Source organism: Kribbella sp. ALI-6-A (assembly GCF_001984195.1).
GTDB lineage: Bacteria > Actinomycetota > Actinomycetes > Propionibacteriales > Kribbellaceae > Kribbella.
The window spans coordinates 34,195-55,995 of the sequence record NZ_MTQN01000010.1 but is presented as its reverse complement, the minus strand read 5'-3'; the positions used below and the strand labels follow the sequence as shown (position 1 = coordinate 55,995).

18 protein-coding genes are annotated in these 21,801 nt (G+C 70.2%); 8 read left to right on the top strand and 10 right to left on the bottom strand.

What is annotated here, in order from left to right; genetic code table 11:
• Positions 1-19 precede the first annotated feature (19 nt).
• Both BWI15_RS14580 and BWI15_RS14575 read right to left on the bottom strand, forming a co-directional pair.
• Positions 20-562: an rRNA adenine N-6-methyltransferase family protein gene (locus BWI15_RS14580; RefSeq protein WP_077014955.1), complete on the bottom strand. Its 543-nt coding sequence runs from the start codon at positions 560-562 to the stop codon at positions 20-22.
• Positions 563-633: 71 nt separating this feature from the next.
• Entirely contained in the window at positions 634-1,785 is a 1,152-nt protein-coding gene (locus tag BWI15_RS14575) for a CapA family protein (RefSeq protein WP_077014954.1), read from the bottom strand.
• A 183-nt stretch (positions 1,786-1,968) separates the two neighbouring features.
• Between BWI15_RS14575 and map the strand changes: the two genes are divergently transcribed.
• A complete protein-coding gene (gene map, locus BWI15_RS14570) occupies positions 1,969-2,739 on the top strand; it encodes a type I methionyl aminopeptidase (RefSeq protein ID WP_077014953.1) in 771 nt (256 codons plus the stop codon).
• Between the two features lie 269 nt (positions 2,740-3,008).
• Here map and BWI15_RS14565 read toward each other — a convergent pair whose 3' ends face one another.
• Together BWI15_RS14565 and BWI15_RS14560 are read right to left on the bottom strand one after the other, a co-directional pair.
• Entirely contained in the window at positions 3,009-4,211 is a 1,203-nt protein-coding gene (locus BWI15_RS14565; RefSeq protein ID WP_077014952.1) for an Rv2578c family radical SAM protein, read from the bottom strand.
• Between the two features lie 37 nt (positions 4,212-4,248).
• On the bottom strand, positions 4,249-5,088 hold the full coding sequence (locus BWI15_RS14560) for an NmrA family NAD(P)-binding protein (RefSeq protein WP_077014951.1): 840 nt from the start codon (positions 5,086-5,088) through the stop codon (positions 4,249-4,251).
• Between the two features lie 80 nt (positions 5,089-5,168).
• On the opposite strand from BWI15_RS14560, the gene BWI15_RS14555 reads away from it, so the two are divergent.
• Positions 5,169-5,951, top strand: a complete 783-nt coding sequence (locus BWI15_RS14555) for a TetR/AcrR family transcriptional regulator (protein ID WP_077014950.1) — start codon at positions 5,169-5,171, stop codon at positions 5,949-5,951.
• Between the two features lie 329 nt (positions 5,952-6,280).
• On the opposite strand, the gene BWI15_RS14550 is transcribed toward BWI15_RS14555, so the two are convergent.
• From BWI15_RS14550 to BWI15_RS14540, 3 genes are read right to left on the bottom strand one after another with little or no spacing between them, the layout of a single operon-like run.
• Positions 6,281-7,330, bottom strand: coding sequence for a protein kinase domain-containing protein (locus BWI15_RS14550; RefSeq protein WP_077014949.1), 1,050 nt, complete (start codon positions 7,328-7,330; stop codon positions 6,281-6,283).
• Positions 7,327-8,457, bottom strand: coding sequence for a PP2C family protein-serine/threonine phosphatase (locus BWI15_RS14545; protein WP_077014948.1), 1,131 nt, complete (start codon positions 8,455-8,457; stop codon positions 7,327-7,329). The genes BWI15_RS14550 and BWI15_RS14545 overlap by 4 nt, the downstream gene beginning before the upstream one ends.
• A complete protein-coding gene (locus tag BWI15_RS14540; protein WP_237771287.1) occupies positions 8,454-9,239 on the bottom strand; it encodes a vWA domain-containing protein in 786 nt (261 codons plus the stop codon). The genes BWI15_RS14545 and BWI15_RS14540 overlap by 4 nt, the downstream gene beginning before the upstream one ends.
• A gap of 260 nt (positions 9,240-9,499) precedes the next feature.
• Here BWI15_RS14540 and BWI15_RS14535 point away from each other — a divergent pair, with 260 nt between their 5' ends.
• The 6 genes from BWI15_RS14535 (at position 9,500) to cpt (ending at position 16,253) form a co-directional block, all read left to right on the top strand.
• Complete coding sequence (locus BWI15_RS14535) at positions 9,500-11,269, top strand: HSP90 family protein (protein ID WP_237771286.1); 1,770 nt, start codon at positions 9,500-9,502, stop codon at positions 11,267-11,269.
• A complete protein-coding gene (locus BWI15_RS14530; protein ID WP_077014947.1) occupies positions 11,266-13,920 on the top strand; it encodes a tetratricopeptide repeat protein in 2,655 nt (884 codons plus the stop codon). The genes BWI15_RS14535 and BWI15_RS14530 overlap by 4 nt, the downstream gene beginning before the upstream one ends.
• A gap of 58 nt (positions 13,921-13,978) precedes the next feature.
• Positions 13,979-14,356 (top strand): hypothetical protein, encoded by a 378-nt coding sequence (locus BWI15_RS14525; RefSeq protein WP_077014946.1) that lies wholly within the window; start codon positions 13,979-13,981, stop codon positions 14,354-14,356.
• A gap of 118 nt (positions 14,357-14,474) precedes the next feature.
• Positions 14,475-14,993: a SigE family RNA polymerase sigma factor gene (locus BWI15_RS14520; protein ID WP_077015983.1), complete on the top strand. Its 519-nt coding sequence runs from the start codon at positions 14,475-14,477 to the stop codon at positions 14,991-14,993.
• Positions 14,990-15,625: a hypothetical protein gene (locus BWI15_RS39390; protein ID WP_083750772.1), complete on the top strand. Its 636-nt coding sequence runs from the start codon at positions 14,990-14,992 to the stop codon at positions 15,623-15,625. The genes BWI15_RS14520 and BWI15_RS39390 overlap by 4 nt, the downstream gene beginning before the upstream one ends.
• A 64-nt stretch (positions 15,626-15,689) precedes the next feature.
• Positions 15,690-16,253 (top strand): chloramphenicol phosphotransferase CPT, encoded by a 564-nt coding sequence (cpt, locus tag BWI15_RS14510; protein ID WP_202817659.1) that lies wholly within the window; start codon positions 15,690-15,692, stop codon positions 16,251-16,253.
• 27 nt (positions 16,254-16,280) lie between these two features.
• Here the strand turns inward: cpt and guaA are convergent, their stop codons facing one another.
• The 3 genes from guaA to BWI15_RS14495 all read right to left on the bottom strand — a co-directional run bounded on the left by guaA (position 16,281) and on the right by BWI15_RS14495 (position 21,666).
• Positions 16,281-17,831 carry a glutamine-hydrolyzing GMP synthase gene (gene guaA / locus BWI15_RS14505; protein ID WP_077014945.1) on the bottom strand — a complete coding sequence of 517 codons (1,551 nt, stop codon included), beginning with the start codon at positions 17,829-17,831 and terminating at the stop codon, positions 16,281-16,283.
• Positions 17,832-18,329: 498 nt separating this feature from the next.
• The gene (locus BWI15_RS14500) at positions 18,330-20,039 is read right to left on the bottom strand and encodes a GMC oxidoreductase (RefSeq protein ID WP_077014944.1); all 1,710 of its coding nucleotides are present in this window, start codon (positions 20,037-20,039) and stop codon (positions 18,330-18,332) included.
• A gap of 34 nt (positions 20,040-20,073) precedes the next feature.
• Entirely contained in the window at positions 20,074-21,666 is a 1,593-nt protein-coding gene (locus tag BWI15_RS14495; RefSeq protein ID WP_077014943.1) for a succinic semialdehyde dehydrogenase, read from the bottom strand.
• Between the last annotated feature and the right edge of the window lie 135 nt (positions 21,667-21,801).

Below are 21,801 nucleotides of genomic sequence, written 5' to 3'. Positions count from 1 at the left end.
AACGGGGTCTTGGTGTCTGTTACCTCCTCTCGATCCGCAGCACAGCTGAGTCGACCTGCGGCGGCGGGGTGAAGGCCTTGCGAGGAAGGCGAATTCCGATCGACGTGTCGTAGTGCCGGCTCCAACGCGCGGCTCCCGGCGCGCGGCCCTGCACCCACCGGTTCACCACCTGCCGCTGCAGGACGAGATCGGCCGACAGCAGGCGCGAACCCGGTGCCAGCAACCTCTTCAGCAGCGCGGTGGAGACCCCGTACGGCGGGCTCGAGACCACCCGGAACGGCCTGGTCGGCAACCGCAGATCGGCCGCGTCGACCCGGACCACGCGGACCGGATCACCCGCGAACCGTCGGCGCAGCGTGTCCGCCCGGCCCGGATGGAGTTCGACCGCAACCACCTCGGCGCCGGCCCGGACCAGTGGCCCGGTCAGCGCGCCGAGACCGGCCCCGACGTCGAGGACGAGCTCACCGGGACGAACCCCGGCCTCGTCGACGACGCGTTGGGCCCAACGACTATCGAGCGGATGCCATCCCCAGGCACCCCTCGCCTGCCCGGAGGCGGGCACGACGGACCATCACGAAGTTGGTGAACATGCGACCGAGGCTAGAGGTCGATGTGCCTTGTCTTCAAAGGGTTTTACAGCCCTTCGGGCAGCGACGTGAGCTTCTCGACCGTCGCGGAGGTCCGTCGATCGGCCAGCTCCAGGCGCTGCCGCTGCGCCGCGGACAGCCCGGGCTTGGCGAGCTCGCGGCGTACGTCGAGCACGCGGACCGGGAGCGCGTCGGTCATCAGCAGCGGCGCGTACCGCGGTGCGGCAGCTGTCCAGCGGTCGCCGTCGCGGCGGAAGGTGACCTTCACCAGCAGACCCTCGGACTTCGGCGCGGCCGGGGTCCGGTGCGCGGCGACCAGGTTGCCCAGGCCGTAGACGACCCACTTGCCGTTGAGCTGCTCGACCGGCTGGACGACGTGAGCGTGGTGGCCGAGGATCAGGTCGATGTTGCTGTCGGCAAGCAGTTCGGCGGCCAGGGCGCGCTGCTTGGGACTGACGCTGGACGAGTACTCGGTCCCCCAGTGGCAGCTGACGACCACGATCTGCGCGCCGTGATCGCGGGCCTTGCGCGCCATCGCCTTGATCCGCACCGGGTCGAGCGTGCCGGCCCGCCAGGTCTCGCCGTTCGGGTACGGCATGCCGTTGAAGCCGTAGGTGTAGCTGAGCAGGGCGACCTTGACACCCTTCACGTCCACGATCGTGGGCGTCTCGGCCTCCGCCGGCGTCCGGGCCGTGCCTGCGTGCCGCAGCCCGGCCTGGTCGAGCGTGCGCAGGGTCCGGTCGATGCCCGCGGCCCCTCTGTCGAAGCTGTGGTTGCTCGCGGTCGTGCAGGCGTCGTACCCGGTCTTCTTCAGCGCGGGCACGATCTGCGGCGGCCCTTGGAAGAGCGGATAACCCGAGTACGGCGTACCGACGGGGGTCTCCAGGTGGCAGACGGCCAGGTCGGCGCCCTGGACCAAGGGCTTCACGCCGCTGAGCAGCGGGGCGAAGTCCCACTGGCCGTTGCGGCCGTCCTGGCGGGCCGTGGTCCACAGGCGTTCGTGCAGCAGGACGTCGCCGGTCGCGACCAGGCTGATCTCCTGCGGACCGGCCGGCGGATGCGCGCCCGGACCGGAGCCGGTGCCGGTCGCCGGCCCAGCAGGCGAACTGCCTGCGCTCGGGACGTCCGCGCACCCGCCGACCGCCAACGCTCCGACGGCCAGCAGCGCCGCCGCTATCCATCGCCGACGTCCAAGCATCGTGTTGCCCCCAGGTCTCCACTCGCACAGGAGCGGACATCCTGAAGACGCCCTGGGCGGGCAAAAGGTTGATCACTCAGGGGATTTCCGGCGCTCGACGAGACGGGCGCGATCTCCGTCGGGCAGCGGTACCGGTATAACTATCCCGTGGGGTTCTGGACACGGCGGCGCAAGGAGAAGCTGATGGTCGAACTGAAGACACCGGCCGAGATCGAGGCGATGCGCGCGGCCGGGCAGGTCGTCGCGGCCGCACTCACCGCCGTCCAGAAGTCCGCTGCCGTCGGTGTCTCCCTGCTCGAACTCGACGGGGTCGCCCGCGACGTGCTGCGCTCGGCCGGGGCGGTCTCGCTCTTCGACGGCTACCAGCCCGGCTTCGCGTCGTCGCCGTTCAGCGGCGTGATCTGTACGTCGGTCAACGACGGCGTCCTGCACGGCCTGCCCTCCGACCTCCGCCTCGCCGACGGCGATCTGCTCAACGTCGACTGCGGCGCGTCGCTCGACGGCTGGTGCGCCGACTCCGCCACCAGCTTCGTCGTCGGTACGCCGCGCCCGGAGGATCTCGAGCTGATCGCCACCACCGAACGCGCGCTCGCCGCGGGCATCGCGGCCGCCGTACCGGGTGCCCGGCTGGGCGACATCGGTGCCGCAATTGGTGCCGTGGGCAACCAAGCCGGCGTCGGCACCAACCTGGACTTCGGCGGCCACGGCATCGGCCGCCGAATGCACGAGGAACCCCATCTGCCCAACGGCGGCCGCCCCGGCCGGGGCCTCAAGCTCCGCGCCGGCCACGTGCTCGCCATCGAGCCGTGGTTCTGGCACGGCCCGGGCTCGACGTACGTCATCGACGACGACGGCTGGACCCTGCGCTCCGCCGACCACACCCGAGGCGCCCACGCCGAACACACGGTCGCCATCACGGAGAACGGGCCCGAGATCCTCACGCTGCGGGAGTAGCCCCCGGCGCTCCCGCTACCCCACCCGCCCGGTTGCCAACCCCACTCCGGCCACCCCGGAGCCCACCGCCATCAACGCACACTTTGAGCACCGCCCCGCCACCTACCGGCACATCACCCGGCCGGTGCGTACACAAGGTCGGTTGGGACAACGGCGCTGGGGTGACTACCGGGTCGACGGACCGAATGAACGGGGCGGATGAGCTGTGCGGGAGTTCGGGGATCACCCCGGCGAATGCGCTTGCTGATGGCGGCTTTCGTCGCGGAACGTCAGAACAGCGTCTGCTGGTCCGGTTCCGGAGTGATCGGGGGGACCGGCGCCGGCTGGCGGCGAGGGGCATGCCGGCGGGTGGTGGAGGTGTCGAACGGCGCGGGGTCGGCTCGGCGGGGGCCTCGGAAACGGTCGCTCGTCGGCTCGCCCCAGCCGGACAGCGAGCCTTGGCCGGCGGCTTCGACGGGCATCCCGGGGCGCGGCGACGAGCGTCGATTCGAGCGCAGCGAAGCGTCGCGGCCGGCACGGTGGGAGCTTCGGCCGAAGCCGTGCTTCTCCAACAGAGGCCTGACCTTCACCTCGAACGCCTTCAGGTAACTGGGAGCAGCGTTCGACCCTCGGCTGTAAAGGTCTTCGTAGCGCTTGACCAGCTCAGGGTGTTCCTCGGCCAGCCAACTCATGAACCACGGCTTCACCCCAGGGCGCAGATGCAGTACGAGCGTGGTCACACCGGTGGCGCCGGCCGCGGCCAGTTCGCCGAAGAGGTGGTCGAGGTGCTCGGCCGAATCCGTCAGCCACGGCAGCACCGGCGCGACCATCACTCCGCACGGCAGGCCTGCCTCCCGGACCGCACGGATCAGCTCCAACCGACCCCGGACCGACGGCACCCCGGGCTCGATCCGGCGACGAAGCTCCTCGTCGCCGAGCGCCAGGGAGACACCGATGCCGACCGAGACCTGCTCGGCCGCGGCCTGCAACAACGGCAGGTCGCGGCGGAGCAAGGTCCCCTTGGTCAGGATCGACAGCGGCGTACCCGAGTCGGCCAGCGCCTGGATGATGCCGGGCAGCAGCCGGTAGCGCCCCTCGGCCCGCTGGTAGGGATCGGTATTGGTGCCCAGAGCAACTTGCTCGAAGCCCCAGGACGGCCGGGCCAGCTCACGCCGCAGCACGTCGGCGACGTTGGTCTTGACCACGATCTGCTGGTCGAAGTCGGCGCCCTCGTCCAGCTCGAGGTACTTGTGGGTCGGCCGGGCGAAGCAGTAGCGGCAGGCGTGTGTGCAACCGCGGTACGGATTGATCGTCCAGTTGAACGGCAGCCCCGTGCCGGGCACCGAGTTCAGCGCCGAGCGCGCGAGCACCTCGTGGAACGTGACGCCCTGGAACTCCGGCGTCGTCACCGACCGCACCAGGCCCGCGATCGAGCCCAGCCCCGGCAACGCCCCGGGAGCTTCCGCGTCGAGCTGCTGACCTGCCCATCTCATGACGTACAGTCGAACACATGTTCGGCCAGGTTTCAAACTACCCGCGAAAGGCCGCCGCGTTGTCGATCGCCCACTGCCGGTACGTCTTGGCCGGCCGCCCGGTCACCTCCCGCACCACGGGCGACGGCTCGGCGGCGTACTCGGCCATCATCCGGAAGCCGTCGACGAGCCACTTGGCCGACTCGGCGCCCATGAACGGCGTCCACGCTGCAACCGCTTCCTCGTGCGTCAGTTCCTCGAACCGCAGTTCCCGCCCGATCGCCTTCCCGATCAGCGCGACCTCCTCCGGCTGCGTGAGCTGCTCCGGCCCGCTCATCAAGAGCCGCTGGCCGGTGTAGCTCTCGTCCCGCAGTACGACGCTCGCCACCGCCGCGATGTCGCCAAGGTCGATCGGCGTCTGCACCGCCGCGGCGTACGGGCCGCGGACCACACCCTCGGTCTTGATCGACTCCGCCCAGTCGAGCGTGTTGTTCATGAACTGGCCCGGCCGCAGATGCGTCCACTCGAAGCCGCCGTCCTCGATCGCCCGCTCGACCTTGTAGTAGTGCCAGGTCGACGGCTCCCCCTGCGCCTCGTACTCCGCGGGCTCCCCCGACAGCACGACAACCCGCCGCACGCCGGCCTTCTGCGCCGCCGTCACGAACTCGTCCACGAACGCTGGCAGCGGCGCGAGGTAGACCGTGTCGACCCCTTCGAGCGCCGCGGGCAGCGTGGCCGGCTTGCCCAGATATCCCCGCGCCACCTCGACCTCCGACGGCAGCGCCGCCTTCGCCGGATTGTTGGTCAGCGCCCGGATTCCCGGCACTCCTGCCGCCACCAGCTTGTCCACCAGCAGCCGCCCGACGCTGCCGGTCGCACCCGTCACCAAGATCGTCATGCCAGCTCCCTTCACCACGCCATCAATTCTCGTAGGGTATACGAGAATAGCGCCTCATAGGATGCGGCAAGGAGGTCGGGATGACGGTGCAGCACAGCGGAGGCGGTCCGCCCGACCGCACGCTCGCGTTGCTCTGGCGCAAGACCCAGCCGACGCCGGACAGAGCCCGCGGCCGCAAACCGACCCTGCAGCTGGACACCGTCGTCGACACCGCGATCGCGCTCGCCGACGAGCGCGGGATCGCCGCCGCCTCGATGGGCAACGTCGCCAAGGCGCTCGGCGTCGGGACGATGACGCTCTACACCTACGTGCCGTCCAAGGAGGAGCTGCTCGACCTGATGGTCGACCAGGTGCTGCTGGAACGACGGCTGCCCGGCCCCGGCGACGACCGCCCGGCGGACTGGCGTGCGCAGGTCGAGCTGTACTCCGACGAGACGCGCGCGATGTTCTCCCGCCACCCCTGGCTGGCCCGCGTTTCGACGATTCGGCCGCCGGTCGGTCCGGGCATGCTGGCGGCCCGGGAGTACCTGCTGTCCACGATGTTCGCGCTCGGCCTGCCACCGGCCCGCGCCAATCTCGCCGCCCTGGCGATCGCGACGTACGTCGACTCCGCCGCCGGCGCCGAGGCCGAGAGCGAGCTGATCGAGCGCACCACCGGCCAGACCAACGACGCCTGGTGGCACGAGCGCGGCGATCTGTGGGAGAACTACTTCGACGTCGACCGCTACCCGACGATGACCGCGGTCTGGAACGACGGCGCCGGCGGCGGTACGTCGTACGGCGGCGGCACTCGCGAGGTCTCCACCCAGGCCTACCGTTTCGGCCTCGACCACCTGCTCGACGGCATCGCCGCGGGCGCGTAGTACGCGAGCCGCCGACTCAGGTGCTTGTCACCGCCGCCGGCGGGGACGGGGAACCACCGAGACGAGGCAGCCACCGGGCAACGGTCTGATGTCGACGTCTTCCAGGGATCCGAAGAGGTCTCCCGGCTCCAACGGACGCAGCTCGTCCGGAGTCGGCAGCTCGCGCAACTCCCGGCGGCGGGGAGTCGGCGGCACCGGAGGCACGGCACTCGGAATCCGGCTCCGGACAGCAGTCCGTAGGACCTCGCCCGGCGGCACCTCCGCGCCGCAGATCCCGCAGGTCCGCCCGCCCTGGTTCACTCCCTCGCACACCCTGCAGCGCCACACGCTCATGACGAACTCCGGCCGTCGAGCTTCTTCAAGAGCTTGCCGACCAGCCGGCTCGGCGGAGCGGAGCCGGTGGGCCCGGCACGCAGGCCGGTACGTACGCCCTTGCCCCGCAGCGCGGTGGGCGCCGACGCCGGAGCCGCGGCCGGCTCCCTCATCTCCTCGGCCGGCCGGATGGCCATCAGGGTGGAGTGCACCTGGGCGATGGTGGGCCGTCGAGCGGGATCCGCCGACAACATCGAGTCGACCAGGTCGGCCAGCACCGGCGCGACGCCTGCTCGGGGAACGGTGAGAACCTCCCCGCTGCGCACCGCCACCGCAGGCTCGTGGTACGTCGCCGCGTCGAAGGGCGGTGTCGCACCGGTGAGGAACTCGGTGAAGATCAGCCCGAGCGCGAACAGGTCCGACGCGACTCCGAGCTCGTGGCCGGCCACACCGGCTTCCTGGATGTATCCGAGCAGTTCCGGCGAGTAGTAGTTGATGGTGCCGACGATCTCCCCGGGCGGAGGTGGGCTACCGGCGACGTAGGAGCTGTCGAAGTCGATGAGCTTGCTGGTGTAGCCCAGCTCGGTGCGCTTGATCAGAATGTTGCTCGGCTTGAGATCTCCGTGCACGATGCGCAGGTCGTGCAGGATCTTGAGGCTGTGCGCCACCGACTTCATCAGCACGAGCTTGGTACGGACGTCGAACGCGGCGACGTCCGCACCGCTCAGCGCCGCGGCGTCGACCTTCTCGGTCACCTTGTAGTACTTGGCGCCCCAGCGAAAGAAGTCGAGCGTGACGATCAGGTTCCCGCCGTACGCCGACAGCGGGGCCAGCGCCTTCTGCAGGCCGCGGTGGTGCGCCTCGAAGACAGCGCACCGGGCCCGCTTCTTCGCCTTCGTCCGCTCGCTGCCGGGTGCGTCGTGGTCAGGATAGGTCGGGCTGAGGAACTCCTTGATGAAGAACTCCCGTCCGCCCCGCGCCGCGAACGTCCACTTGCTCAGGCCGGCGCCGACCACCTTGAAGTCCTCGAGGATCGTGTAGCCGTTGATCGTCTCACCGGCCTTCACGTCGTCTCCCCGCTGTCCGCGGCCGGGTCGGCGTCGGCGTCGGCGTCGGCGTCGGCCCCGGCCGCCTCGTCGGTCGGCCGCAGGTAACGCTCGTAGCCGGTTTTGTACCGGCCCCAGACCTCTTTCGTCGTCTCCAACTGACGCTGCCGCAGTGCTTCCAGCTCACGTTCTGCGGTGTCCACCGCGTTCGCGAGCTCGTCGAGGGGACCGATGAACTGTTGCTCGAGTTCGGCGACCCGGGGAGCGAACAGGGTCTGGAACTCCTGCAGGCTCGCCCCCACGCCCATCATCGACATGGCCGCGTCGTCGCCGGTCACCGAGACGATCTCCGACTGCAGCGACGACGACCACGCAGTGGTGGAACGGGCCTGCTGCAGGCCGCCGAGCACCAGGTGCTCGAAGTGCATCGGCGTCTGCAGGTAGCCGAAGCAACCGTCGGTCGCGCAGGCCACCAGGAACGGTGCTTGCAGCTCGATCCTGCGGTAGTTCACCTGGAAGTCGGTGTCGGCCGACATCGCGTTGCTGACCACCGAGTCCTGGCGCAGGTTCGCCAGCGCGTCACCGGGGTCGCGCAGGTCGTCCGTGGTGAGTTGCCGAGCGCCGGCGGGTTCGAAGACGTAGGCCCGCGAGTCGCCGGCCCAGAGCACGTGACACGCCCACGTCGATCCACCCGGTTGGGTTCGCTGCAGGGCGACGACCGCCATCGTGGTCGGCAGGGCCCGGAGCAACCGCGACCGCAGACCGCTGGGCGGCGCTTTGAGCTCGGCGAGCCGCTCGCGCAGGGCCTGTTGCACGGACCCGTGCAAGTCCTCGGCGGCTGCCTCGCCGTTCAGGTTCCAGTCGGGCTCCAGCAGGTCGAGCATGCGTTGCTCGACCACGTCCCGGGCGATCCGGGAGGCCAGGTACGCGCCGGTACGCCGGCCCTCCGGCGTCTCGTACACCGTGCCGCCGGCGCCGCCCATCCCGTCGAAGACCGCGACCAGCCCCAGGTCCGGGCCGTCGCGCAGAATCGGATCGGAGTCCTCGCCGTGACCCGGAATCTTGCCCAGGTTGAATCCGAACGAGAACGTCGGACCGGGCAGCGGCGACGGGTGGGTCGCCGACGCTGTGCCGTGAACGTCACTCACACCGAGTTGCCGATCGAGTCGATGATCGTTCCGTAGTCGACCTCCGACAACCCACCACCGGCCTGGGACGGGTGGTGCACGACGTTCTCCCACACCGAGGAGATGTCGCTCCAGCCCGGGCCGTCCGGTGCGAACAGGATGAGCCGCTTGGCGCTGGAACCCATCGGTCCCTGCTCGTCCTCCCACAGGTCGGTGAGCGCGCTGAAGTCGGCCGGGACCCGAGCGGACAGGTCGGCCGGCAGGACCGACGGGTCGAGCGGCTGGGCCGGCTGGTCGGTCCAGACCACGATCACCTGCCGACGCCGGTCACCGGTCGTCGTCCAGGGCGAGTTGATCGCCAGCGCCACCGCCTCCAGCCCCGACTCGGGGGCGTCACCGCCGCCTTCGGCGACCAGCCCGTTCACGAACTCGGAGAAGCCGTTGCGGTCTCCCGGCAGGGTGAAGAACGGAGATTCCTCCAGCGCCGCCGAGCCGTCGGCCACGAAGTCGCGGAACGCGATGACCCGGACCCGCAGCTGGGCGACGTTCTTGCCCTTCTCGGTCAAGTTCGTCTGGACGTCGTCGTAGAAGCCCAGCGCGTTGGCCTTCACCTGGTCGATGATCGGCGTCATGCTGCCGGTCACGTCGACGCAGAACACGATGTCGACGGCGTAACTCAGCCCGCGAGGTGCGGCCAGGCTCGACTGCTCGGGAGGGGTGGTCGCCGGGGCGGCGGGCGGAGCAGCCTCCGGGGCGGCAGGGGCGGGCGCGGTGTCGCTCGGCGCGGTGGCTCCCGTGGTCACCGACGGACCCGCGGAACCTTCGACGCTTTCTTCCACCGGGGCCGAGCCGGATTCCGGCGGTGCGGACGCAGTAGTACCGGACGCGGTGGGGTTCTCGCTCACGAAAGCTCTCCTTGGGTTGTCGAGGTGGGCGGGCCGGTACCCGCGAAACCCCCTCGGAAACTGGTGCCTGCCGCCTCCGAGGCCGTCGCCGGAGCCGAGCGGGCTCGCCTTCGCATGGCGTAGCGTGTGGCGGGCTGCGGGGGTGGGCGGAAAGGGCTGTGGACGTGGGTAGCGAGAACTTCCGGGTGGACCTGCAGGGTGTTGTCGACCTGCTGAGTCATCACCTGTACAGCAGTCCGCGGGTCTATCTGCGGGAGCTGCTGCAGAACGCCGTGGACGCGGTGACCGCGCGACGGAACGTGGACCCGGCGGCGCCCGGCCGCATCGACCTGGTGGTCGACGGGCAGCGGCTGAGCATCAGCGACACTGGGATCGGACTGCGGCCGGACGAGGTGCGCGAGCTGCTGGCAACGATCGGGCGGAGCTCGAAGCGCGACGAGATCGGGTTCGCGCGGACCGAGTTCCTCGGGCAGTTCGGGATCGGGCTGCTGTCGGCGTTCATGGTGGCCGACGAGATCGAGGTGATCACCCGGCCGGCCGACGGCCCGACCACGCGCTGGAACGGTACGGCGGACGGCCGCTACACGATCGGCGAAGCCCCGGACCGCGACGCGATCGGTACGACGGTGACGCTGCAGGCCCGCCGGGGCGCGGAGCAGTGGTTCAAGACCGCGACCGTGATCGAGCTGGTCAAGCTCTTCGGAGCCCTGCTCCCGCTGGAGATCAGCGTCAACGGCGAGCGCGTCACCGACGGCGTCGCGCCCTGGGAGGGCAACGGACGCGCCGATCTGGTCGGCTACGCGCAGGACCACCTCGGCTTCACGCCGTTCGACGTGATCCCGCTGAACAACCCGGCCGCCGGGCTGACCGGCGTGGCCTTCGTGCTGCCGTTCGCGGCGAACCCGGCCGAGCGCGCGACCCACCGCGTCTACCTGAAGCGGATGCTGCTGGCCGAAGGCGTCGAAGGGCTGCTGCCGGACTGGGCGTTTTTCGTCCGCGCGGTGATCGACACCTCGGAGCTGCGCCCGACCGCGAGCCGGGAGGCGTTGTTCGACGACGGCAACCTGGAGGCCACCCGCGAGGCGCTCGGCGAGCAGCTGCGCGGCTGGATGGTCCGGCTCGGCAGCACCGACCCGCAGAAGCTGGACCGGTTCCTCGGCATCCACCAGCTCGGCGTGAAGGCGCTCGCGCTGCACGACGACGAGATGCTCCGGCTGGTGTACCGCTGGCTGCGGTTCGAGACCAACCACGGCCGGATGACCGCGGCCGAGCTGCAGGAGCGCAAGGGCGAGATCCGGTACGTCGCGACGATCGAGGAGTTCCGCCAGCTCGCGGCCGTCGCCTCCGCGCAGGACCTGACCATCGTCAACGCCGGCTACACCTACGACGCCGAGCTGCTCAGCCGGCTGCCGGACGTCGTACCCGATCTGGTCACCACCAGGTTCGACCCGACCGAGCTGAGCACCAGCTTCGACGGTCTGGACCCGCAGACCGAGCTGGAACTGCGCCCGTTCGTCCAGCTGGCCCAGGAGGCGCTGGACTCGGTCGGCTGCGAGGTGGTGGTCCGTGCGTTCGACCCGGCGTCGTTGTCGGCCATCTACCTCGTGGACCGGTCTGCCCAGTTCGCCAGTGAACTGCGGGCGACCAGAGAGCGCACCGACGCGCTCTGGTCGGAGGTGCTCGGCGCGCTCGACACCCACGACGACAGCCGCCCCCAGCTCGTTTTGAACCACCGCAGCCCGCTCGTACGCCGGATGGCCGCGCTGGCCGACCCTGAGCTGGCCAAGCTGGCGGTCGAAGGCCTGTACGGGCACGCGCTGATGCTCGGTTACCACCCGATCGGCCCGGCGGATTCCGCGCTGGTGAACCGGTCGTTCCTCGGCCTGCTCGACCAGGCCGTTCCCACTTCGGAGGACCCGACGCGATGACAGACGACCTGCTCGACCGGCTGCACCAGGCCCAGAGCACGCCGTACGGCAAGGCGCGCGCCGCGATGCTGGAGGACGTGGTCCGGCGGGCCGACGCGACCGGCGCCGAGGACCTCGCGTTCTACGCCCGGCTCTCGCTGGTCACGGCGTACGTGATGGGTGGGGAGCCGCGGAAGTCGCTGGTGCCGTTCGCGCGCTGCGTGGCGGACTGGGACGCCGACCCGGCCAAGTACCAGGAGCACTCGCACCTGTTCCTGTGGTGCTTCAAGTACGCGCCGAACACGCTGACCAAGTTCCCCGAGGTGCCGCTGGACCGGACCTACGCCGTCCTGGACGACATGGAACGCCGCTGGCGGCTCGGCGGGCACAGTCCGCACGCCGTGCACCAGCACCGCTGGCAGGTGGCGTCGCACATCGGCGACGACGCGACGGCGGCCGAGCAGTTCCGGCTCTGGTCGACCGCACCGCGCGACGACCTGTCGGACTGCATCGGCTGCGACCCGACGCACAAGGTGCTGCACCTGACGAACACCGGGCAGACCGCCGAGGCCGTCGCGCTGTCGGTCGGCGTACTGGACGGGCAGCTGACCTGCAACGAGCAGCCGCAGCAGATGCTGACCACGCTGCTGCCGGCGTACGTTGCCGAGGGCATGTACGCCGAGGCGGTCGACGCGCACCGGCGGGCGTACCGGATCCTGCGTAACCAGCCGGGCGAGCTCAGCGCGTACGCCGACCACATCCGCTTCTGTGCGCGGACGGGGAACCTGCCGCGGGCCGTCGAGCTGATCGAGCGACACCTGCCGGACCTGGCCGACTCCCCCAGCCCGCTGGCCACGATGGACTTCAGCGCCGCCGCGTCGCACGCGCTGAGCCGTGTCGATCTGCGGATCCGCCGCCCGAAGTCCACTGACGAAGTGTCGTCCGCGCAACTGGCCGAGGAGCTGGCCCAGCAGGCGTTGGAGCTGGCCGCGCAGTTCGACGCACGCAACGGGACGACGCGCCAGAGCGACAACGTCAGGGCGGTGCTGTCCGCGGAGCCCTGGGTCGAGTACCTGCCGCTGTCGGAGACTGCTCGCCGGGCTCACCAGCGGGCACAGGCTGCGCCGCCGGTGCAGGCGGAGCCTCTGCCGGAGGGGACCGGGCGGGCTTGGCTCGACCGGGCCGAAGAGGCGTGGCAGACCGACCGGCGTACGGAGGCGATCGCCGCGTGGACGGCGTACGAGCAGGAGGTACCGGAGAGCGACCGTACGCCGCTCGACCGGGCCAGGGTGCTCGACGGACGTGGGCTGATGGCCTCCGACAACCAAGACGTCGAGGTCGCGCTGGAGTCGTGGCGTGAGGCTTTGACGATCTACTCGGAGCTGGGCGAGGACATCCGCGTCCTGCGCGACCGCGGGCGGATCGGCCGGGTGCTGTGCGAGGCCGGGCAGCTGGACGAAGGCCTGGCGACCGGTGAGGCGCCGCTGCGTCAGCTGATCGAGGACGACGAGCCGCGACGCCGTGGCGGCTGGCAGTACTCGCTGGCGACGATGCTGGCTCAGGCGGGTCGCACCGAAGAGGCTCTTGCAGAGCTGGCCGTACTCCGGAACCGCCCGAACACCGATGCGGATCTCCGGTCGGGTGCTGGGATCCTGCAGTGCAACCTGTTGCTGCAGCTCGAGCGGCTGGAGGAGGCTGAAGAGGCCGCCACCGCTGGGACTCAGGTGCGGGAGTTGATGCCGCGGTCGTTCGCCTATCGCCAGCGCGGGTGGATCCGGCTGGCGCTGCAGCGACCGGCCGAGGCTGCCGGCGACCTGGAAGAAGCGATCGCGCTGGCGACCGGTACGCCGGGCAGTGAGATTCACCTGGCGATCTGCCGGCTGGAGCTTGCCAAGTCGTACCTGTTCAGCGGTCGCGCGCTGGAAGCGGCCGAGACTGCCGAAGAGGCGCTGCCGGCGCTACGTGACCCGGAGCTCGCCAGTCTGCTCGGCGACGTTCGCGGCGTACTGGCTGATGCCTACCGGGCACTGGGCGAGCTGGAGTCGGCGCTGATGCAGGTGCGGGCGCTGCTGGCGGAGGCACCGGCTGACGCGCACCCGCACTGGCTCGGCCTGACCAAGCAGGACGAAGGCAACCTGCTCGAGCGCCTGGACCGCGACAAGGAGGCCGTGGACGTGTTCCTGGCCGCGGCGGCGTACTTCGAGGCCGCTGAGCAGCCGCTGGAGTACGTGCAAGCTCTACGCCTGGCTGGGCAGTCAGCGCGGTACACCGGCGACTTCGCCCAGGTGCGCGAGCTGCTCGACCGCGCCGAGCCCGTGCTGGAGTCGCTGCCGTCAGCCGACGAGCAGGTGCTCTTCCAGCAAGCAGGTGTCCACTGGGACCGCGCCATCCTCGCCCTGCAGCAGGGTGACGTCGCTGCTCTCGTCACCAGCGCCACCCACGCCGCCGAGGCCTACGAACGCGGCGGCTTCGAGGACCAGCACCTCAACGCCCGCCTCCTGCTCGCCGAACACGCGACCGAGGACGAGACCGCCTTGCGGCAGATCTTCGACATTCTCCCGACCGGCCATCCGGCGTACCACCGCACCGGCTACCTCCTGGCCGACCGCCTCCGCGAACTCAACCGCCCTCAGGAAGCCGACGAACTGGAGGCCCGCCTGAGCACCGCCTGAGATGCAGGAACCTGCAACCATCCGACTGACCGCCCGTGTCCCCGGGTAGAACCAGGAGATGAACCAACGCCTCGGGACGGTGGTCCTGGCCGTCGGGATCGCGCTCAGCCTGGTGGGCGGCGTCCTCCTGCTCCTGGACGGAAGCTGGCTGTCCGCTGCCTCCGCTCTACTCAGCGCCGCAGTCGCCCTGCTCCTGCTACGCCAGATCCGCCGCCCCGGCTGGGCGCCACCACGCCCGCTCCCCCGCTGGCGGCTGGTCGCCTTCTGGGTCCTCGTCCTGGTGATGTCCGCCCTGTTCGCAGCGGCCGCGATCGCCACTCCGCACTCCGGTCGTCGCTGGATCGCGGTCGCCCTCGTCGTGGTCATGCTGGCCGTCGGCGCGGCCGTCACCGTGGCGTTCCGGCGGGTCAACTCGTCGGCCGGGCGGTCGGCCTGAGATCTGCGCCGGTGAGTCGCGCGGGAACAGGTGACCAACGACGTGCAACCTTCGGGACCGAAGTTGCCTCTTGTCCGGTATGCAGGGTGACGCTGGGGTTGCGAAGTTGGAGGTCCGGGTGGCCGACGGTGGCACCCGGGCTGATTTCGAGGCCTACGTGGCGGCCCGGTACGGCGCGTTGCTGGGACTGGCCTACCTGCTGACGCAGGACCGAGGGCTTGCCGAGGACCTCGTCCAGGTGACCTTGACCAAGTGCTGGCTGGCCTGGCGCAAGGTGCAGGCCGACGATCCGACGGCGTACGTGCGCCGGGTGATGGTCAACACGCACACCGAGTGGTGGCGCCGGCGGCGAGGCGGCAAGGAGCTGCCGACCGACGACCTGTCGGCGGTCGCGCCGGCGGCGTACGGGGCCGGTTCGGTGCGGCTGGTCGAGCACTCCGACCTGATGCAGGCGTTGCGGCGGCTGCCGAAGAAGATGTGCGCGGCCGTTGTCCTGCGGTACTTCGAAGACCTGTCCGAGGCCGAGACGGCCGACGTACTGGGGTGCTCGATCGGAACGGTGAAGAGCCAGACCCATCGGGCCCTGACCAAGCTGCGCGTCGATCTCAACTCCCAAGCGACCACGGAGACCCGATGAACACCGACGAACTACGCACGTTGCTCAAGGAGGCCGGCCGGCCGGTCGACTCCCCCGGCGACCCGGTCCCCGTCATCCGGCAGCGCGCCCGGCGCCACCGGCGCACGCAGGCCCTCGCGGCAGTCGCCTGTACGGCGGTCGTCGCCGCCGGTGTGGTTGGCGCGGTGGACCTGTGGCCGAAGGACCCGGTGGAGCCGGCCGGGCCGGTCGCCACCGAGATCCCCCTGGGAGCACTCGACGACACCCCGCTCGAGGTCGGCGAGCGGAAGTTGCTGAACGTTCCGGCGCCGCACCGCGAGCTCGAAGCCCACGCGGGTCTCTACCTGGGGCTCGACGGGCTCCGGCGCAACGACCTGGTCCGGGTCCGGATGCTCTGCCCGACCGCGACCAGCGCCGACCCGGTGAGGCTGGCGGTGTCGCTGCAACCCTTCACCAAGCAGCAGCTCGACCCGCCGCCGACTCCGCCGGGCAAGCCGGTGCCCGGTGCGCGCCGGGTGGCCTGCGTCGACTCGACCACCGTCACCGACTTCGTCGTACCGGCAGGCTGGCCGTGGTACGCCGTAGCGCAGGTGGATGTCAGCCCCAGCAACGAGATCCGCAGCGTGAAACTCGAGGTCGCCGCCTACCGGTAAACCGGCGGCGCAGACCGGCTGACCGCCGCTACCGTAGCCCGGTGACATCGACCGGAGAGACCTCGTGAGCTACCAGCTGATCGTGCTGAACGGCGGATCGAGCTCTGGCAAGAGCCGGCTCGCGCGGGAGCTGCAGAAGGTGCTGCCGGGTCCATGGCTCAGCCTGAGCATCGACGACCTGGTCGACGCGATGCCGCCGTCGCTGGTGGACGACGGCTCCGGGATCAGCTTCGGCGACCAGGGAGAGGTCTCGGTCGGCGACGGCTTCGGGGCGCTGGAGAAGGCCTGGATGGCCGGGATCGCGGCGATGGCGCGGGCCGGGGCGCGGATCGTCCTGGACGACGTGTTCCTCGGCGGAGCGCAGTCGCAAGCCCGGATGCGCGCCCAGCTCGACGGCCTGAACGTGCTCTGGGTCGGCGTCCGCTGCGATCCTGCGATCGCCGCCGAACGAGAGCGGGCCCGAGGGGACCGGACTCCCGGCATGGCGGCCCTGCAGGCCGAGGTCGTGCACGAAGGCGTCGGCTACGACCTGGAGGTCGACACCGGCACGACCGGGACGCCGGAGTGCGCCCGCGCGATCGCCGCGCGGGCAGTCGGCCAGGGCGTGCCTCCCAGTTCCGCGCAGTAGGCGGGGAATGGGGAGACACGCCCTAGCTCACTCCCACTCGATGGTGCCCGGCGGCTTGCTGGTGATGTCGAGCGTGACGCGGTTGATCTCGTCGACCTCGTTGGTGATCCGGGTGGAGATCTTCTCCAGCACCTCGTACGGGAGGCGGGCCCAGTCGGCGGTCATCGCGTCCTCGCTGGTGACCGGACGCAGCACCACCGGGTGGCCGTAGGTGCGGCCGTCGCCCTGTACGCCGACCGAGCGGACGTCGGCCAGCAGCACCACCGGGAACTGCCAGATGTCGCGGTCCAGGCCGGCCGCGGTCAGCTCGGTCCGGGCGATCAGGTCGGCGGCGCGCAGGATCTCCAGCCGGTCCTTGGTCACCTCGCCGACGATCCGGATGCTCAGCCCCGGGCCCGGGAACGGGTGCCGGTAGACCATCGTCTCCGGCAGCCCGAGCGCCAGCCCGAGCTCGCGGACCTCGTCCTTGAACAGCGTGCGCAACGGCTCGATCAGCGAGAACTGCAGGTCGTCGGGCAGGCCGCCGACGTTGTGGTGCGACTTGATGTTCGCCGCGCCGGTCCCGCCGCCGGACTCGACCACGTCCGGGTAGAGCGTGCCCTGCACCAGGAACTCGATGTGCCGCTCGGCGTCGAGCTTGCGGGCGGTCGCCTCGAAGGTCCGGATGAACTCGCGGCCGACGATCTTGCGCTTCTGCTCGGGGTCGGTGACGCCGGCCAGCGCGGTCAGGAACTGCTCCTCCGCGTCGACGACCTCCAGCCGCGTCCCGGTGACGGCGACGAAGTCCTTCTCGATCTGGTCGGACTCACCGGCGCGCTGCAGCCCGTGGTCGACGTACACACAGGTGAGCTGGTCGCCGATCGCCTTGCTGACCAGCGCCGCGGCCACCGCGGAGTCCACACCGCCGGACAGCGCGCACAGCACCTGCTTGTCACCGACCTGCTGGCGGATCAGCTCGACCTGCTCGTCGACGACGTTGCTGGTGGTCCAGTCGCCGGTGCAGCCCGCGATGTCGTACAGGAAGTGCTCCAGCACGGCCTGACCGGCCTGCGAGTGCAGGACCTCCGGGTGCCACTGGACACCGGCCAGCTTGCGGTCCAGGTCCTCGAAGGCGGCGACCGGCGCACCGCCGGACGCAGCCAGTACGGCGAAGCCGGCCGGCGGCGCGTACACGGCGTCACCGTGCGACATCCACACGTTCAGGTCCTCGGGGATCCCGGCCAGCAGCGTGCCGGCCTCGCCCACCGCGACCGGGGTCCGGCCGAACTCGCGCAGCCCGGTCTTGCGGACGTCGCCGCCCAGGGTCTGCGCCATCGCCTGGAACCCGTAACAGATGCCGAACGCCGGAACGCCCGCGTCGAACAGCGACGAGTCCACCCGCGGCGCGCCCTCGGCGTACACCGACTGCGGGCCGCCGGACAAGACGATCGCCTTCGGCTTGCGGGCCAGCATCTCCTCGACCGGCATCGAGTGCGGCACGATCTCGGAGTACACCTTCGCCTCGCGCACCCGGCGGGCGATCAGCTGCGCGTACTGCGCACCGAAGTCGACGACGAGAACCAGGTCATGATCAGTCACCGTTAGAGGGTATCGGTGCAGCTCAGCGGGACTGTAATCGCGCCGGGGAGCACTCGCCGGCCGAGGGTCTGGCCCGACGAGTCCGGTGGCGGTCGACCGCCGTCACCCGGCGGCCAAAAGAAAGTCCGAAAGATTTTCCAGAACCTCGTAACCACCTCTGGACGGGCTCGTTGATGTGTGCAGAGGCGGTCACCGCAAGGAGATCGCCGCTCCGGAACCGGGATATTACGAATAGCACGCAGAGTGGTCACAACCACCCTCCGCAGCTCGAATCTCCCGGAATCGGTAGTAGAGTGGGGCACACAAGAGCTCGGGTCGCCAGCTGTGGTTGGTGACCCGATCCCAAAAGCGCCGGGCGCCTCACCCCGGCTTGAGTGGGCCCCTCGGGAAACGATTTGGGCGGAAACGTTCCCGAGGGGCCTGCTCCCTTTTCTGGCCCGAATTAAGCCCTCAGCGCGGAATGCCCGAAGCTGAGGGCTTTTTCATATTCTCCTGGCGTTACGGTTTCGTCACAGCGCGCGGCTGAGTGATCTCCACAATGGGAAGTCGCAACGCCCCGGGAGCATTCACCGGCACCACTGGTCGCTCCGGCACCACCGGCGCAACCCGCCGGTACGGCGTACCGACGGCCGGTCGCGGATCCGGCTGCCCCTTGTTCGGCCAGAACGACAGCGCCCGCTCGGCCTGCGCCGTGATCGTCAGGGACGGGTTGACGCCGAGGTTCGCCGAGATCGTCGAGCCGTCCATGATGTGCAGCCCGTCGTAGCCGTAGACCCGGTGGTACGGGTCGACCACGCCGGTCTCCGCCGAGTCGCCGATCGCGCAGCCGCCGATGAAGTGCGCGGTCATCGGCATGTTGAACGGCTCGCCGATCGTGCCGCCCGGCGTCCCGCCCATGATCTTCGCCATCCGCCGGACCACCTGGTTGGCGATCGGGATCCAGGACGGGTTCGGGGCACCGTGGCCCTGCTTGGAGGTGAGCCGCCAGCGGCCGAACCGGTCCCGCTTGCCGAAGGTGGTGATCGAGTTGTCGTCGGTCTGCATCACCAGCGCGATCACGGTCCGCTCCGACCAGTGCTTCAGGTCGTACAGGCTGCGGATGTTGCGGCGCTGCACGCCGAGCTCGCGCAGCCAGGTCCGCCAGCGTGGCTTGTCGCCGTCGCCGTCGGTGAGCACGGTCTGCAGCAGCGACATCGCGTTGCTGCCCTTGCCGTAGCGGACCGGCTCGATGTGGGTGGTCTCGTCGGGATGGAACGACGAGGTGATCGCGACCCCGCGGCTGTAGTCGATGTCGCGGCCCTTGGCGATCACGCCGAGCAGCGACTCGGAGTTCGTCCGGGTCAGCACGCCGAGCCGGTCCGACAGCCGCGGCAGCTTGCCCTCGTCACGCAAGCGGTGCAGCAGTCTGGCCGTCCCGAGCGCGGACGCCGCGAAGACCACCTGCTCGGCGGTGAACCGCCGGATCAGCTTCCGGTTCGACGTACGGCGGGTCTCGACCGCGTACCCGCCCCCGGCGAGCGGCTCGACCGACGTCACCGTGGTCATCGGGTAGACCTGCGCGCCGGCCTTCTCGGCCAGGTAGAGGTAGTTCTTGGTCAGCGTGTTCTTCGCGTTGTGCCGGCATCCGGTCATGCATTCGCCGCAGTCGATGCAGCCGGTCCGCCGCGGGCCCGCACCGCCGAAGAACGGGTCGTCCACCTCGACGCCGGGCTCACCGAAGAACACCCCGACCGGCGTCGGGTGGAAGGTGTCCCCCACGCCCAGGTCGTCGGCGACCTGCTTCATCACCTTGTCGGCCGGGGTGAAGTGCGGGTACGTCGTGACGCCGAGCATCCGCTTGGCCTGGTCGTAGTACGGCGCCAGCTCGGACTTCCAGTCGGTGATGTGCGCCCACTGCCGGTCGGTGTAGAAGGCCGGCAGCGGTTCGTACAGGGTGTTGGCGTAGACCAGGCTGCCGCCGCCGACGCCCGCGCCGGACAAGATGATCACGTCCCGCAGCGCGCTGATCCGCTGGATCCCGTACCAGCCGAGCTTCGGGGCGAACAGGAACCGGTTCTTGTCCCAGGAGTTCTTCGCGAACCCGGCGTCGTCGAACCGCGCGCCGGCCTCCAGCACCGCGACCCGGTACCCCTTCTCGGTCAGCCGCAGTGCGCTCACGCTGCCGCCGAAGCCGGACCCGATGATCACCACGTCGTGGTCGAAGCTCATGCATCTCCCTTTCGTGCGGCCAGGCCCTCGAGTCCTAGGCCCGGCCGAGCTTCTTCAGGACCCGCAGCGCGGTCGTCATCACCTCGGCGTAGGTCTCGTCGCCGATCCCGTGCGACGCCGCGATCGGCAGCAAGCGCTGGGTCGCGATCGCCTGCGGGTCGACGTACCGGCGGATGCCCTCGACGCCCTGACGGCGGCCCAGACCGGAAGCCCGCATGCCGCCCATCGGGGTGTCGATCGAGCCGAAGGTGGCCGCGTAGCCCTCGTTCACGTTGACCGTACCGGCCACCAACTGGGCGGCGATCGCCCGGCCCCGGCGGCCGTCGCGGGTCCAGACGCTGGCGTTCAGCCCGTACTCGCCCTCGTTGGCCCGCTCGATCGCCTCGGACTCGTCGGAGAACCGGTACAGCGAGACCACCGGCCCGAAGGTCTCCTGGTCGAAGCACTCCATCTCCGGAGTCACCCCGGACAGCACGGTCGGCTCGTAGAACAGCGGGCCGAGGTCCGGCCGTGCCCGGCCGCCGACCAGGACGACGGCGCCCTTGGACCGGGCGTCCTCGACGTGCCGGGTGACGGTCTCCAGCTGGGCCTTGGAGATCAGCGAGCCCATGTCGACGTCCCAGCCGGTCCCGGCCGAGAGCTTCAGCTTCTTCACCCGGTCGATGAACGCGGTCACGAAGGCGTCGTAGATCTGGTCCGCGACGTACAGGCGCTCCATCGAGACGCAGAGCTGGCCACCGCTGTTGAAACAGGCCCGGATCGCGCCTTCGGCGGCGCGGTGCACGTCGGCGTCGCGCAGCACGAGCATCGGGTTCTTGCCGCCGAGCTCCAGGCTGCAGCCGATCAGCCGCTCACCGGCCTGCTTGGCGACCAGGCGTCCGGTCTTGGTGGAACCGGTGAAGCAGACGTAGTCGACGTTCTGGATGATCGCGCCGCCGACCGTCGGGCCGTCACCGTTGACCGCCTGCCAGGCTTCGCGCGGCAGACCGGCTTCGTGCAGCAGCTCGATCGCCCGCAGCGCCGTCAGCGGAGTCTGGCTGTCCGGCTTGAGCACGACGGTGTTGCCGGCCAGTACGGCGGGCAGCCCGTCGGACATCGCCATGCTGAGCGGGTAGTTCCACGGCGAGATGATGCCGATGACACCCTTCGGCACGAACCGCTGCTCAGCCCGGGTCAGCACCGGGAACATGCCCAGCCGCCGCTGCGGCCCGAGCAGCTCGGCGGCTTTGCGCCCGTAGTACCGGGCGGTGAGCGCGACGTGCGCGACCTCCTCGAAGGCCTGCTTGCGGGCCTTGCCGGACTCCAGCACGACCAGGTCGACCAGCTCGTGACGGTGATCCAGGATCAGGTCGTGGTAGCGCAGCAGGATCGCCGCTCGGTCCGCCAGCGCGGTCTGCTTCCAGCTGCGCTGCGTACGCCGGGCGGAGCGGACCGCGGCGACCACGTCGTCGGCTGTCGACAGCGGCAGCTCGGCGATCGGCTGCCCGGTGGCCGGCGCGTACGTCGTACGGGTGCCCGCCGTGGCCCGCAGCAGGCCGGTCAGCCGCCGGACCACCGACTGGTCGGTGGCCCAGGAAGCAGTCGGGTCCAGCTCGGGGTCGGCGGGGATCGAGGTCTGCTCGCTCATCTCATCAGGCTACCTGTGGGTAACAGCTCGTGTCAGCAGTGCGCCATCGGCACGGACTCGCAGGGCCGAGGTGAGGTGGATCACGGCCGAAAGCACTAAGGTGATCCGTTGAGTCAGCGAAGGGGTGGAACGTCA